This window comes from Streptomyces sp. NPDC049879 (assembly GCF_044461265.1).
Lineage (GTDB): Bacteria > Actinomycetota > Actinomycetes > Streptomycetales > Streptomycetaceae > Streptomyces.
In genome coordinates, this window is record NZ_JBITKT010000001.1 from 987,146 (window position 1) to 999,203 (window position 12,058).

The following is a 12,058-nucleotide window of genomic DNA, read 5'->3' on the forward strand; positions in this document are numbered from 1 at the left end:
GGGGCCGCCGCGCTGCTCGGGCGGCTGTTCCGACGCCCGCGCGGTCACCGCAACTGGGCCCGGCCGTCGCCGCGCAGCGTCGTCACGAGCAGCAGGCACAGCACGGCGATCCCGATGCGGCCCGACGCCTGGAGCAGTGAACCGCGCAGCAGGATGAAGCTGTACCCGGCCAGCACGGGGACGACCACCGCCAGCACGTTGCCGGGCGACGGGTCGTCCACCGTGCGCCGCACGTACGCCCGGTCCACGCGCGCCGCGAGGTAGCCGATGCCGAGGAACGCGGCCGTCATACCCAACGGGCCGAAGTCCAGCCACAGTTCGGCCCACAGCGGCGATGACAGGTTGGCGCTGTTGGTGCCCATCCAGCCGCCGACGAGGAAGCCGGTGTCCTGCGGCTTCGCCTCCCACATCCCGCGCGGCACGAAGAACAGCGCCGCGCCCGTGACCTGGCGGCCGTACGCGTGCCCGTTGCCGTCACCGGCGAACGTGATCGTGTTCGCGAACATGCCGACCTGGTCGTAGTCCTTGATGACCAGCGGCTCCAGCAGCGCGTCCGACTCGACCGGCCGCCGCCCCTCCTCGTCGTACCGGAACCGGTCGGTGAACGGGAACACCAGCAGCGCGATCACCACCCCCAGCGCCAGCGCCGCCCGGTACATCACCGGACTGCGCGGGAACACCGTGAACAGCAGCGCGAACAGCACCGTCAGGAACCAGTAACGCGGGTTCGACACCGGGTTGTTGACGATCCCGTTGACCACCAGCAGGCCCGCCCACGGCAGCACCACGGACGGCCGCCGCCTGGCCGCCCGCGAGGTCACCAGCCAGCGTGTCATCAGCAGCAGCGCCAGGAGCGCCGGGACCGTCCCGAAGCCGCGCAGCAGCGCGTTCCCCGCTTCGCCCGCCCCGTCCCCGGCCGCCGTCGCCTGGTCGAGCCCGGCGCTGATCTCCTGCCTGCTGGTGAAGAAGATGGCCGGGCCGCCCAGCCGCACGATCAGCAGCGCGCTCGCGACGTACGCCAGCGCCACCAGCACGTAGAGACGCGTCCGGTGCACCGTCGCCGCGGGACGCCGCCCCCGTCGGAACGACGGCCGGTGCCGCGCCAGCACCGCCCCCACGTCGAACGCCACCATCCCGCACAGCACCAGCGCCGTCGCCAGCTCCACGTCACCACGCGGCCCGAGCACGGGCGTCGGCTCACGCCCCAGCACACTCTGCGCCAGCGGCGCGATGCCCATCGCCAGGTAGCAGAACAGCCAGAACGCACCCTGCACCAGCCGCCGCCTGCCCGACAGCACCATCGCGGACAGCCGCACCCCGGCATAGCAGGCCACCACGAGCTGCAGCCAGAACGCGGTGTCCCGCACCCCTTCCCCCGGCTGCGCCGCGACCGCGAGCGGCAGCACGCCCACAAGGCCGCAGATCAACGGTAAGGACAGCGCACGCGAAAGCCCCGCACGGGGCACCCGCCCCCCGACCTCGACAACCACACGACCACCCCTCCCGACCCCTCCACGGCAGCCTAGGGGAACCACCCCCGCGTTCTCACCGACACGCCACCCCCACACTTCCCGACACGCCGACTACCGGCGGGTGACGGGCAGTTGAAGCTCAGGTGACCAGCTGACCGGCCGGGCGCTCTGTCCCACTTGATCCTCTGGACTACTCGCGAGGCGATCTCTACCGTGACGGGGAATTTGCGCGCGACCTGTGAAGCTCGTGTGCCCGGCGAGGAGTTGAGATGAGGGCACGTCGACTGCGAAGCCGATCGAAGACGTCCGGATCGGCGACGAAGTCCTGGCCGCGGACCAATGGTTAATGTTTTCCTCCCGGAGGAGCCCGGATGGCATCTGCCCTGAATGGTGGAGATAGTTCCGCCCGCGATGAGACAATGGTCGTGGTGGAAGTCGCCCCCTACGAGCCAGCTGCAGGTGTGTCGACATGGTGGGATGACGGGGCCATTCTGCGCGCGGAAGTATGGGACGATCCGGAGAAGGTGGTCGTCATCTCGGGTAATCCAGCAGGGCTTCGCTCTCTGGCCCGGCATCTGTTGACTCTCGCCCAGCAGGCCATGCCGGGCGGCAGGCACCTGGACTTTGACTCGTACAGCGGATCGTTGGCCGAAGAGTCCCTGGCGATCCGGCTGGAAGTGGAGAAGCAGTAGAGCGGTGGGATTGCCGAGAGCCCGGTTGGAGGCCGGTCGATCTTGAAAGGACGACTTCGAGCAGCCGGGAGTCAAGGAGGCTCCTTGGCCTCAGGACAGGGAGGCCCGCGCTCAACGCGCTGACGAAGCTGCCCAACTGCGGCGCCGTCGTCACCCGCAACCAGGTCGAGCGCGCATGGACCGCACCTTGGAGGGCCAGGAAGTCACCGGCGTCTGTTCCGACGCGGCCATCACGATCCTGACCGGTGGAGAAAGCGAACTGCGCGTCGAGACGAAGGCCGTCCTCAAGACCCCGGACGGGGATCACGTGTCTTCCGATCCGGAATCTCCAGGCGATGCGGCTGCCCCTCTCGTCTTGTTGTCGCGTTCAAGAGCGGGGTGAAGCTGACTTTCCCGCCGTATGACAGGTACGAGGGCTAAGGGCTGGTCGGACCTGGAGATGGGCGAGTCATCTGCATGCCTGGAGGGGATATCGCGGTGTGGGATAAGGCTTCGGGAGAGTGATGAGATGGATCTGAGTGAGGCATGCTTTCACTTGCGGCATAGACGGCGCATGTATCTGCTCGGCGATCAGTTCTTGGGTGCCGTGTCATTTCTTGAAGGGTTCAACGCCGCGTTCGATGGCCGTCCCTTGCGAGGCTTTCGTGACTGGGTGAGTCTTCGGGTTCTCGGGCGACGCTCCAATCTCCATTGGGCCTATGTCATCGCGTCGGTTCGCTTCCCGGAAGTTGCTGAAGAGGGCGGCATCGGTGAAATCCCGAAAGAAGGCGATGTCAAGCTCGTAGAGGACCTGATCGACTTGCTGGAAGGCTTTATCGAGGAGCATTCGGATGTGAGGCGCGACTGACGGCTTTTTAGCCGTGGCACGTGAAATGGAGGGCTATGCTGTCTGGCCTGTCGTCTGCTGACGCCCCCGCGTCGACGTTCCGCGGCCTCGCCGGACGAAGATGTCCACGAGCCTGCCGGGGCGGCGTGACGTGCGCTGCTCAAGGCCAGGTCAATTCCCAGTTGTTGATGTCGATGAGCTGCTGCGCGTAGGCGGGGAGGTCGGGGGCCGCTTCCTGGATGGTGGTGGGGGCGACGGCGAAGTGTTCGGCGGCTGTGGTGAGGGCTTCTGCCTCGGTGGTGGGGGGTGCGGCGACGCTCAGGAAGAGCGTCGTGTCGCTCAGGGCCACCACGCGTGCTTCGAAGCGGTCCTCCCAACTGCGCAGGACCGCTGAGTACTTGGCCGTGTCGCTCTCGTGGGGGTACGGGCCCTGCCAGCCGAGGGCGGTGAGGGTGTCGGCGCTGCGGGGGGCTTCCACCAGGCCGAGGCGCGCCTGGGGGTACTCCTCGGTGAAGATCTCCGCGTACTCGGCGGCCATCACGTCCGCGTCGGAGCGTTCGGCGGGCGCCGGTGTGAGGCCAGGCCAGGCCGGGGCGGCGTCCTCCGCGTCGGAGGCGTGCCGGCGCCACCAGGCGGCCAGCAGCGCGGGTGCGTCGTGGTCGTCCGGCCAGGACATGTCCTCGGGACGCAGCTCGCCCGTCGCCCAGGGGCGGAAGTCGTCCTCGGCCGAGAGGAGGAGCAGCGGCCACAGCCCGGAGGCGGCGTGTGCGCCGCATATCCGGCCCCACAGGTCGCCGGCGACCGGGCCGTCGCTCAGCCACAGGGGACGGCGGCTCCCGTGGCCCCCGTCCGAGGTGATCATCCGGCCGGGCGGGAGGGAGATGCCGGCCGACCGCAGTGAGGTGAGATGCACGCATGGATGCTAGTGGCCGCGTGCGGGATGTGCCGGAGGACGTCTCGGTCGTCGGTCGTCGGTCGTGCGTCAGGCCTGGTCTCGGGCTGTGGACGGATGCCCTGGCGGCGCTGGTCCGCCATGATGAACATTCCTTCTCTTTCCGGCGAAACGGGTGTCCCTGTGCCTCCGCTGCTCCTCGGCGACGACGATGTCCGCGCCCGCCTCGACGCCGGGACGGCCGTCCGGACCGTACGGGCGGTGCTCCTGGCCCGGTACGCAGGCACCGCGCAGGCTCCGCCGCGTGTGCGCGCCGATCTCGGTGACGGGCAGCTGGTGTTCACCGCCGGGCGGCTGCGCGAGCAGGAGTTGTTCGGCTTCCGGGCGTACGACACCCTTGTCGGCGCGGAGCAGCTGGTGGCCGTGTGGAACGCCCGGGACGGCCGGTTGTCGGCAGTGGTGCACGGTGCGGAACTCGGCGCGCGGCGGACCGGCGCCATCGGCGCCGTCGCCGTCGATGCCGCCGCCAGGCCCGGCCCCGTCCGGGTGGGCATCGTGGGCGCGGGCACCCAGGCGTGGACGCAGCTGTGGGCCATGCGCGCGGTACGGGAGGTCGAGGACGTCGTGGTCGCGGCCCGCCGTCCCGAGCGTGCCGCCGCCTTCGCCCGCAAGGCCGCCGACGAGCTGGGGGTACGGGCGCGCTCGGTGGGAACGGCCGAGGACGCCGTACGCGCTCGGGACGTGGTCGTCGTGGCCACGAACAGCGCGGTGCCGGTCCTGGAAGCCGACTGGATCGCCCCGGGAACGCACGTGACGACTCTCGGCCCCAAGACCGTCTCCCGGCACGAGGTGCCCGCCGCCCTGGCCCGCCGCGCCTCGGTGGTGCTCACCGACTCCCGCGCCCAGGCGGCCGGTTACCCGGAACGGCACCTCTTCGACGTCGACTCCATGGTCGATCTCGGCGCGGTCCTCGCCGGGGCGGCGCGCGCCCGCACCGGCCCCGGCCAGATCACCGTCTTCTGCTCCGTCGGCCTGGCCGGTACCGAGGTCGCCCTCGCCGCCGTGCTGGGGAGGCGGTCAGCCGGCCGGCCGGGCCACGCGGGTTCCCCGGACGCCTGAGACCGACCCGCGGATCACTCGCGGGGGCGGTTGCGCAGGGCGAAGTCGACGGTGTCCAGCAGCCAGGTCCAGGATGCGTCGGTTTCGCGGGGGCTGCGGCTGAAGCCGCCCGCGGTCTCCAGGGTCACGAAGCCCGCGAGGGCCGCCGTCATGAAGCGGAGGGCGTCCGTCTCGTCCGGTTCCGGGAGGGCGTACGCGCGCAGGACCGCGCGGGCCATGCGGGACTGGCGGAACGCCGCCTCCTCGGCCTCCGCCTCCGCCGCGCCCAGGTCGAAGCGTGCGGCGGCGAACCGGCCGGGGTGCCGTCGCGCGTAGTCGCGGTAGGCGTCGGCGAAGGCGGCGAGCGCGTCCCTCCCCGCCCGCCCGGCCAGCGCCTCGGCCGCCGCGTCGGCCATCTCCCCGAGCGCCAGCGCCGCCACGCGCGCCTTGAGCTGCCGCGCGTTGCGGATGTACGCGTACAGGCTCGGGTCCTTCACCCCCAGGCGGCGGGCGACGGCCGAGACGGTGAGGCTGTCGAAGCCCTCCTCGTCGGCCAGCTCGGCGGCGGTCCTGGTCAGCTGCTCGGCGGTGATGGCGGGGCGTGTCACGCGTCCTCCGGCTAAAAGAATAAGTCGTTGGACTAAATATATTAGGCGCGTTAGCCTCGGAAACATGAGACCCCTGACCGAGACGGACATCCGCACGTCGTTCGTCAACTGTTCCAAGGGCGAGGCCAAGCGCCTCGACCTGCCGGCCGACCTCGACGCGACGGCCTGGGACGACCTGGACTTCCTGGGCTGGCGCGACCCCGGCGCCCCCGGGCGCGCGTACCTCGTCACCGAGCACGCGAACGGCCTCCTCGGCCTCTCCCTGCGCACCGTCACCGGGGCTGCCCGCGGCTTCACGTCCCGCAGCATGTGCGCGCTGTGCCTGACCACGCACAGCGGCGGCGGTGTCGTGCTGATGTCCGCCCGCCGCACCGGCGGGGCGGGACGGCAGGGCAACACGGTCGGCCAGTACTTCTGCTCCGACCTGGCCTGCTCGCTGTACATCCGCGGCATCCGCGACACGACGGTCGGCCGGACCCTGGAGGAGACGCTGCCCACCGAGGAGAAGATCGCGCGCACGCTGCGCAACCTGGACGCGTTCATCGGCCGCGTGACCGCGTGAGCCGTCCCCGCTGATCAGCCCTGCGCGGACAGGCGATCATGCCCGGGCCGCCCGGCGTTAGCATGCTCCCGCCTCAAGGGAGCACACCATGACCACATCCCCCGCCATACCGGCGACCGCCCCCGGGAACGGGACGGAGGCCCGGGAGCGCGCGACCTGGGCCGAGCTGTTCTACGACCTGATGCTGGTGTTCGCGCTCACCCAGATCGCCCACCTGGTCGCGGGACACCCGTCCTGGTCCGCCCTGGGCAAGATGCTGCTGCTCCTCGCCCCCCTGTGGTGGGGCTGGGTCGGCAACACCCTGCTGGCGAACACCACGCGCGAGACGAACGCCCACCGCATGCTGCTGTTCGGCGGCGGCCTGCTGACGTTCGTCATGGCGGTCGCCGCGCCGCACGCCCTCTACGACGCGCGGGGCGAGGCCGTGGCGTACGCCGGTGCCTACCTGGCGCTCCGGCTGCTGCTGGCCGTCGCCGTGCACCGGCAGGGTGCGTTCCCCGCCGTGAACCCGTACTCCGTGGCCGTGGTCACCGCGGCCGCGATGCTGGGGGCCGCCGCCCTGCCGACCGGACCCCGGGCCGCGGTCTGGGCCGTCGCCGTTCTCGTGGAACTCGCTACCCCCGTCCTGCTGGGCCGCCGCCTGCACGGCCTCGCGTTCGGCCCCTCCCACCTGCCGGAACGCTTCGGCCTGTGCGTCATCATCGCGCTCGGCGAATCCGTCCTCAGCGTGGGCGCCCGCGCCACCGAGCAGCACCTCACCGCGACCCTGGTCGCCGTGCTGGGGCTGACGTTCGCTGTCGGGGCGTCCCTGTGGTGGCTCTACTTCACGTTCGCCGCATCCGCCGTCGAGCACGCCCTGCGGACGCACCCCGTCCCGGCACTGGTCGTCCGCGACGTCCTCGGCTACGGGCACTTCGCCCTCGTGACGGGCGCCGCCGTGACCGCCGCCGGACTGTCCTCCACGGTCGCCGACCCCACCCACGTACCGCACACGGCGCTCGCCGCATCGCTGCTGCCCGGCGGAGCGGCCCTGTTCACGCTGACGTTCTGCTACACGCGCTGGCGTATGTACGGAGCGGCCAGCGTGCAGCGTCTGACCGGCGGTGTCCTGCTGCTGGTCCTCGCCGTCCTCGCCTCGCACCTGACGGTGCTGGCCACGCTCGCCGCCACGGCCGCGCTGCTGGTCGCGCTCAACGTCTTCGAGAACCGCTGGATCGCCTCCGGCCGCCCCCTCCTCCTCGTCCCGCGCCCCCGCCCCGCCGCGCACTGAACGCGGCGCGGCGGGGAGGGGAGGGGACGGGTCAGCAGAGCTTGGTGGAGCCGCCGTCGTCCAGGTACTCGTCCCAGATCCAGCCGTTGTAGCTTGTGCCACCCACCACGATGCGCACGTGGGACCACGTGTTGCCCGCGGAGTTGAGCACGTAGCAGTGGTAGTAGGCAGCGTTGCCGGCCCAGAGCGTCTCCACCGCCGGGCAGCCCGCGTTGGGGCCGGTCCGCAGGGGCCCGGATACGTACTTGGTGTTGTTGATGAATCCGATGCCGGAGTCCTTGTTGCTCCAGTCCACATTCTTCTGGCAGGCGTCGGCACCCGCTTCGCCCGCTGTGGCGGCGGGGGCGGTGACGAGGCTGGTGGCGGTGAACGCCAGCGGCAGGACGGCGGCGGCGAGTTTCGCGCGGCGGGAGATCTTCACTGGTTCCTCTTCGGTGTGGTGCGACGGTGTCTCTCGGCGGGGCGGGGCTCAGCAGTGCTTGGTCGAGCCGCCGTTGGCGAGGTTTCCGTCATAGATCCAGCCGTAGTAGTCCGCGCCCTGGGACCTGACGCGGACGTGCGTCCATGTGTTGCCGGCCGAGTTCACCGCGTAGCAGTGGTAGTAGATGGTGTCGCCGCCGACGACGGTGCGCAGGTTCGAGCACTCCGCGTTGACGCCTTCCCGCAGCGGCGCGGTCGATCCGCTGATCCGCCCTGTGGCGGAGTCCTTGTTGCTCCAGCCCGGGTGCTGGCATGCCAGTGCGCCTGTCTCGCCCGCCGTGGCCGCGGGTGCGGCGACGAGGCTGGTGGCGGCGAACGCCACGGGCAGGACGGCGGCGGCGAGTTTGGCTCGTGAGGTCTTCACGTGGTTCCCCCTGGGGGTCGGTCCGACGGCGTCTTCGCCGTCCGGGCGACGTCACTTTAAAGGGGGGGTAAACAAGTAACAAAAGCGAAAGTGTTGCTTTTTGTTGCCTGATTCGGGAAACGGGGTGTGAGCTGTCTGTTTCCTGGAATGGGCAACAGGGATGCCGGGTGAGGGATGTGCTCCGGCACCCATGGGCTACGGCGCGTGGACGATCTGGATCAGGTTCCCGCAGGCGCCGTCGGACTTCGCCGTGGTGACCGGGCCCGCCTCCAGCGGCTCCCGCGTGAACCGTGCGCCGAGACCGGGCAGCCGTTGGTGCTCGGCCCGCACGTCGGCCACGGCGAACGAGGCGGCCGGGATGCTGTCCTCAAGTGGCTGCTCGCCTGACAAGCCGCGCATGCCGACGGCTCGCCGCCCGCCACTGGAGACGGTGACGGATCGGGGGAGCCGAGGCCGATGAGGTGTGGGTCCCGGCCCCGGCTCGCGCCCGGGTGCTCCGGGCTCTCAGTACTTCCTGGGCGCGCCGACGTGGACACGTACGCGGGTCCAGGCGTCGCCCGCCGATCCGGCCGACGCCACCGCGGGGCGCGGCGTCAGCAGTGGAAGTCGGAGCCGTTGTCGTTCAAGTAGTCGTCCCAGACCCAGCCGTTGTAGTCGGAGCCACCGACATGCACGCGTACGTGGGTCCAGGTGTTGCCCGCGGAGTTGACCGCGTAGCAGTGGTAGTAGATGACATCGCTCTGGATGATGTCCTGGGTGACCGGACAACCGGCGTTGGGGCCGGTGTGGATCGGCGCCGACCACTCGGACGACTTGAGGCGTCCGGTGTCGGAGTCCTTGTTGCTCCATGCCGGGTGGGTGCAGGCTTCGGCGCCGGACTCGCCGGCCGTGGCGGCGGGGGCGGCCACGAGGGTGGCGGCCGTGAAGGCCAGGGGGAGGACGGCGGCGGCGAGCTTCGTTCGGACGGACTTCATCGGGCTCCTCGGGGTGACTGCGGCGAGGTGACCCGGTGACCGGCCACGTCACCTGGGCACACCTGGGCTGCGCGGCGGGCGTCCGGCCGCTGCCTGGCGTCGGCCGGGCGACGCCGCCTGGTGGCGGGGGTCAGCAGCGGTGGGTGGCGCCGTTGTCGTCCAGGTACTCGTCCCAGACCCAGCCGTTGAAGTCGTAGACGTCGATACGGACACGCACGTGGGTCCAGGAGTTGCCGGACGAGTTGTTGACGAAGCAGTGGTAGTAGACGACGTCGCCGTGGAGGATGTCCGCGGTGATCGGGCAGCCCGCGTTGGGGCCGGTGTGGATCGGCGCGAGGAGTTCGGACGACTTGAGGCGTCCGGTGTCCGAGTCCTTGTTGCTCCACTTCGGGTGGGTGCAGGCTTCGGCGCCGGACTCGCCCGCTATGGCGGCGGGCGCCGCCACGAGGCTGGTGGCGGCGAAGGCGAGGGGGAGGACGGCGGCGGCGAGTTTCGTACGCGCTGACTTCATGGGGTTCCTGACGAACGATCGGATGACGGATGCCCATTCGGGCGGTGTCACCTTAGGGGCGGGTGAGCCGCCCGACGGGCGCCGTCCTGTTGCCCGTTTGTTGCCTCTCAGGGGCAACGGCCGTCCGCACCTTCGTCGCCGTTGTCCAGGGTGAAGATGCGGCGGACCAGTTCCTCCTCGGACACCCGCCTGATCCCGGGCGGCGGGCGGCGGGTGTCTCGCCGATGCTCGTTGTTGCACGATCCGGCCGACGACCACCGCATGCCCCTTCCGGTCGGCGCCGTCCCGTGGTGAGTCAGCAGGGGATGAGGGAGCCGTTGTCGTTGAAGTAGTCGTCCCACACCCAGCCGTAGAAGTCGGAGCCGTCGATACGCACGCGCATATGGGTCCAGGTGTTGCCCGCGGAGTTGACGACGTAGCAGTGGTAGTAGATGACGTCGCCCTGGAGGAGGACCGTGATGGCCGGGCAGCCCGCGTTGGGGCCGGTGTGGATCGGTGCCTCCCGCTTGGACGACTTGAGGCGTCCGGTGTCGGAGTCCTTGTTGCTCCACGACGGGTGGGTGCAGGCTTCGGCGCCGGTCTCGCCCGCTGTGGCGGTGGGGGCGGCGACGAGGGTGGCGGCCGTGAAGGCCAGGGGGAGGACGGCGGCGGCGAGTTTCGTACGCGCTGACTTCATGGGGTTCCTGACGAACGATCGGATGACGGATGCCCATTCGGGCGGTGTCACCTTAGGGGCGGGCGAGCCGCCCGACGGGCGCCGTCCGTTGCCTGTTGTTGCCGGTTAGGGGCAACGGCCGCCCGTGCCGTCGTCGCCGTTGTCCGGGGCGAAGATGCGGCGCGCGAGTTCCTCCTCGGACACCCGCCTGATCCCGGGCGGCGGGCGGTGTTCGACCTCCCTGGGCCTGGCGGGGTCCTCGTCCAGCCAGGCGAGCAGCCCGCGCTGGAACCAGTACCAGCTCTCGTCCGCCAGCCCCACCAGCCGCCGGATGCCCTGCCGCGTACGGGTGCGCGGCACGTACAGCGCCGCCAGGGCGAGGGCGGCGCCCACGGCGGCGACGGCCGGGCCGTTCGTGGCGCCCCGGCGCGGGGACGGGGGATTCGTGCGGTCGCGGTACGGCATCGGCCGTAGTCCTCTCTGTCCGCCGGGCTTCCGGCCCGGACTGCCAACTCGGTCGATCACTGCGGTCGTTGCCGGTATGGACGGGTCCGGGTCGTCCCCGTCCACCACCCGTTGCCAGCGGCGGCCGATGACGGTGCGGGGCGTACGGTGCGGCCGGTCCCGGCGCGCCCGGACACCCCGGGGCTCCGGGGCCCCGGGGGTGACGTACAGCGGTACGGCGCGCCCGTCGCCGTCGATGGGGAGGTGCGCGGTGGCGTCGGTGTGGTCGGCGACCGCCGCGTGCAGCCGTTCCGTGCACGGCCCGCACGCGTACAGCGGGGCCTCGTCGGGCGGGACGTCGGTGGAGACGGTCCCCAGCCGGACGACGAGCGTGACGCGGTGCCCGCACCACAGCCAGCACGCGCCGACGACCCAGCCGGAACCGTCTCCCGGCACGGGGTACGGGCCGCTTCCGGGGTGAACGGTCATGCGCCGTCCCCCGGTTCACCGATCGCCCGTGTGATCCACAGGACCAGCAGTACGCCGCCGACGACCGGCACGAGCCCGAGTCGCCGGTACCCCCGCCTCACGCCGCGTCCTCCGCCGGGTTGACGGGAACGCTGAACCACATCGTCTTGCCGCCGGTCTCCGGCTCGCAGCCGAAGTCCTGGCACATGGCGCTCAGCATCCAGAGGCCACGGCCGGACTCGGCGTCCCAGGCCGGTTCCGCGAACTTCGGCACGCACGGCGAACGGTCCTCCACCAGCACCCTGACCCGCGCGCCGTCGAGCACCGCCGACAGCCGGCAACGGGGGTCGTCCACGTGCCGCACGACGTTCGCGAGGAGTTCGCTGAGCCCCATCCGCGCGACCTCGACGGCGGCCTCGGACGCCCCCCACGACCGCAACACGAGGGCCAGCGTCCACCGCCACGTCTCGATCCCACGGGCACTGGCGAGTAAGTCCCAGGCATACGCGTAGTGCTGCTCCTCGGCGAACCGAACCGGAACCGTCAAGACCCACCTCCTGAGCGTGGACCGTGCTCCTGACCGGAGCCCGTGGAGTGACGACGCGAAAGCGCAGCGTCGCGCTGCTTATGATGGGCACTCGGTTCGCGCACCGTCAAGAATCTGCGTGGCAATCTGCCAAATCACTGCCAAAGTCAACTCTTCGGGGTGATGGCCGGGTTGCTGCTATGACGGCAAGCGCTG

At 70.8% G+C, this 12,058-nt stretch carries 17 protein-coding genes; 6 read left to right on the forward strand and 11 right to left on the reverse strand.

All coding sequences use genetic code 11. The annotated features are described in order from the left end of the window. Positions 1-44: 44 nt before the first annotated feature. A complete protein-coding gene (locus ACIBPC_RS04635; protein ID WP_362962733.1) occupies positions 45-1,412 on the reverse strand; it encodes a hypothetical protein in 1,368 nt (455 codons plus the stop codon). Between the two features lie 431 nt (positions 1,413-1,843). Between ACIBPC_RS04635 and ACIBPC_RS04640 the strand changes: the two genes are divergently transcribed. The 3 genes from ACIBPC_RS04640 (at position 1,844) to ACIBPC_RS04650 (ending at position 3,011) form a co-directional block, all read left to right on the forward strand. Next, the gene (locus ACIBPC_RS04640; RefSeq protein ID WP_398841255.1) at positions 1,844-2,164 is read left to right on the forward strand and encodes a hypothetical protein; all 321 of its coding nucleotides are present in this window, start codon (positions 1,844-1,846) and stop codon (positions 2,162-2,164) included. A gap of 175 nt (positions 2,165-2,339) precedes the next feature. Continuing rightward, complete coding sequence (locus ACIBPC_RS04645) at positions 2,340-2,546, forward strand: DUF6188 family protein (protein ID WP_398841256.1); 207 nt, start codon at positions 2,340-2,342, stop codon at positions 2,544-2,546. Between the two features lie 171 nt (positions 2,547-2,717). After that, a complete protein-coding gene (locus ACIBPC_RS04650) occupies positions 2,718-3,011 on the forward strand; it encodes a hypothetical protein (RefSeq protein ID WP_398841257.1) in 294 nt (97 codons plus the stop codon). 139 nt (positions 3,012-3,150) lie between these two features. Here the strand turns inward: ACIBPC_RS04650 and ACIBPC_RS04655 are convergent, their stop codons facing one another. Then, positions 3,151-3,903: a DUF4253 domain-containing protein gene (locus ACIBPC_RS04655; RefSeq protein ID WP_398841259.1), complete on the reverse strand. Its 753-nt coding sequence runs from the start codon at positions 3,901-3,903 to the stop codon at positions 3,151-3,153. 162 nt (positions 3,904-4,065) lie between these two features. Between ACIBPC_RS04655 and ACIBPC_RS04660 the strand changes: the two genes are divergently transcribed. Continuing rightward, complete coding sequence (locus ACIBPC_RS04660) at positions 4,066-5,001, forward strand: NAD(P)-binding domain-containing protein (protein ID WP_398841260.1); 936 nt, start codon at positions 4,066-4,068, stop codon at positions 4,999-5,001. A gap of 14 nt (positions 5,002-5,015) precedes the next feature. On the opposite strand, the gene ACIBPC_RS04665 is transcribed toward ACIBPC_RS04660, so the two are convergent. Further along, positions 5,016-5,588: a TetR/AcrR family transcriptional regulator gene (locus ACIBPC_RS04665; protein ID WP_398841262.1), complete on the reverse strand. Its 573-nt coding sequence runs from the start codon at positions 5,586-5,588 to the stop codon at positions 5,016-5,018. A 64-nt stretch (positions 5,589-5,652) separates the two neighbouring features. On the opposite strand from ACIBPC_RS04665, the gene ACIBPC_RS04670 reads away from it, so the two are divergent. Beyond that, entirely contained in the window at positions 5,653-6,150 is a 498-nt protein-coding gene (locus tag ACIBPC_RS04670; protein ID WP_398841264.1) for an FBP domain-containing protein, read from the forward strand. Between the two features lie 88 nt (positions 6,151-6,238). Beyond that, complete coding sequence (locus ACIBPC_RS04675) at positions 6,239-7,420, forward strand: low temperature requirement protein A (protein ID WP_398841266.1); 1,182 nt, start codon at positions 6,239-6,241, stop codon at positions 7,418-7,420. Between the two features lie 31 nt (positions 7,421-7,451). Here the strand turns inward: ACIBPC_RS04675 and ACIBPC_RS04680 are convergent, their stop codons facing one another. From ACIBPC_RS04680 to ACIBPC_RS04715, 8 genes are all read right to left on the reverse strand, one after another. Further along, entirely contained in the window at positions 7,452-7,841 is a 390-nt protein-coding gene (locus tag ACIBPC_RS04680; RefSeq protein WP_398841267.1) for an SH3 domain-containing protein, read from the reverse strand. A 48-nt stretch (positions 7,842-7,889) separates the two neighbouring features. Then, on the reverse strand, positions 7,890-8,264 hold the full coding sequence (locus ACIBPC_RS04685) for an SH3 domain-containing protein (RefSeq protein WP_398841269.1): 375 nt from the start codon (positions 8,262-8,264) through the stop codon (positions 7,890-7,892). 195 nt (positions 8,265-8,459) lie between these two features. Then, positions 8,460-8,663 (reverse strand): hypothetical protein, encoded by a 204-nt coding sequence (locus tag ACIBPC_RS04690; RefSeq protein ID WP_398841270.1) that lies wholly within the window; start codon positions 8,661-8,663, stop codon positions 8,460-8,462. A gap of 194 nt (positions 8,664-8,857) precedes the next feature. Next, positions 8,858-9,238 (reverse strand): SH3 domain-containing protein, encoded by a 381-nt coding sequence (locus tag ACIBPC_RS04695; RefSeq protein ID WP_398841271.1) that lies wholly within the window; start codon positions 9,236-9,238, stop codon positions 8,858-8,860. Positions 9,239-9,368: 130 nt separating this feature from the next. Continuing rightward, positions 9,369-9,749: an SH3 domain-containing protein gene (locus ACIBPC_RS04700; protein WP_398841272.1), complete on the reverse strand. Its 381-nt coding sequence runs from the start codon at positions 9,747-9,749 to the stop codon at positions 9,369-9,371. A 295-nt stretch (positions 9,750-10,044) separates the two neighbouring features. Then, a complete protein-coding gene (locus ACIBPC_RS04705) occupies positions 10,045-10,425 on the reverse strand; it encodes an SH3 domain-containing protein (RefSeq protein WP_398841274.1) in 381 nt (126 codons plus the stop codon). A gap of 105 nt (positions 10,426-10,530) precedes the next feature. Then, complete coding sequence (locus ACIBPC_RS04710) at positions 10,531-11,337, reverse strand: hypothetical protein (protein WP_398841275.1); 807 nt, start codon at positions 11,335-11,337, stop codon at positions 10,531-10,533. A 97-nt stretch (positions 11,338-11,434) separates the two neighbouring features. Beyond that, positions 11,435-11,863, reverse strand: coding sequence for an ATP-binding protein (locus tag ACIBPC_RS04715; RefSeq protein ID WP_398841278.1), 429 nt, complete (start codon positions 11,861-11,863; stop codon positions 11,435-11,437). Between the last annotated feature and the right edge of the window lie 195 nt (positions 11,864-12,058).

Coding starts and splice junctions, on each gene's coding strand:
- ACIBPC_RS04640 (WP_398841255.1), top strand. CDS start 1,844: ATGGCATCTGCCCTGAATGGTGGAGATAGTTCCGCCCGCGATGAGACA.
- ACIBPC_RS04645 (WP_398841256.1), top strand. CDS start 2,340: ATGGACCGCACCTTGGAGGGCCAGGAAGTCACCGGCGTCTGTTCCGAC.
- ACIBPC_RS04650 (WP_398841257.1), top strand. CDS start 2,718: ATGTATCTGCTCGGCGATCAGTTCTTGGGTGCCGTGTCATTTCTTGAA.
- ACIBPC_RS04670 (WP_398841264.1), top strand. CDS start 5,653: ATGAGACCCCTGACCGAGACGGACATCCGCACGTCGTTCGTCAACTGT.
- ACIBPC_RS04675 (WP_398841266.1), top strand. CDS start 6,239: ATGACCACATCCCCCGCCATACCGGCGACCGCCCCCGGGAACGGGACG.
- ACIBPC_RS04690 (WP_398841270.1), bottom strand. CDS start 8,663: ATGCGCGGCTTGTCAGGCGAGCAGCCACTTGAGGACAGCATCCCGGCC.
- ACIBPC_RS04695 (WP_398841271.1), bottom strand. CDS start 9,238: ATGAAGTCCGTCCGAACGAAGCTCGCCGCCGCCGTCCTCCCCCTGGCC.
- ACIBPC_RS04700 (WP_398841272.1), bottom strand. CDS start 9,749: ATGAAGTCAGCGCGTACGAAACTCGCCGCCGCCGTCCTCCCCCTCGCC.
- ACIBPC_RS04705 (WP_398841274.1), bottom strand. CDS start 10,425: ATGAAGTCAGCGCGTACGAAACTCGCCGCCGCCGTCCTCCCCCTGGCC.
- ACIBPC_RS04710 (WP_398841275.1), bottom strand. CDS start 11,337: ATGACCGTTCACCCCGGAAGCGGCCCGTACCCCGTGCCGGGAGACGGT.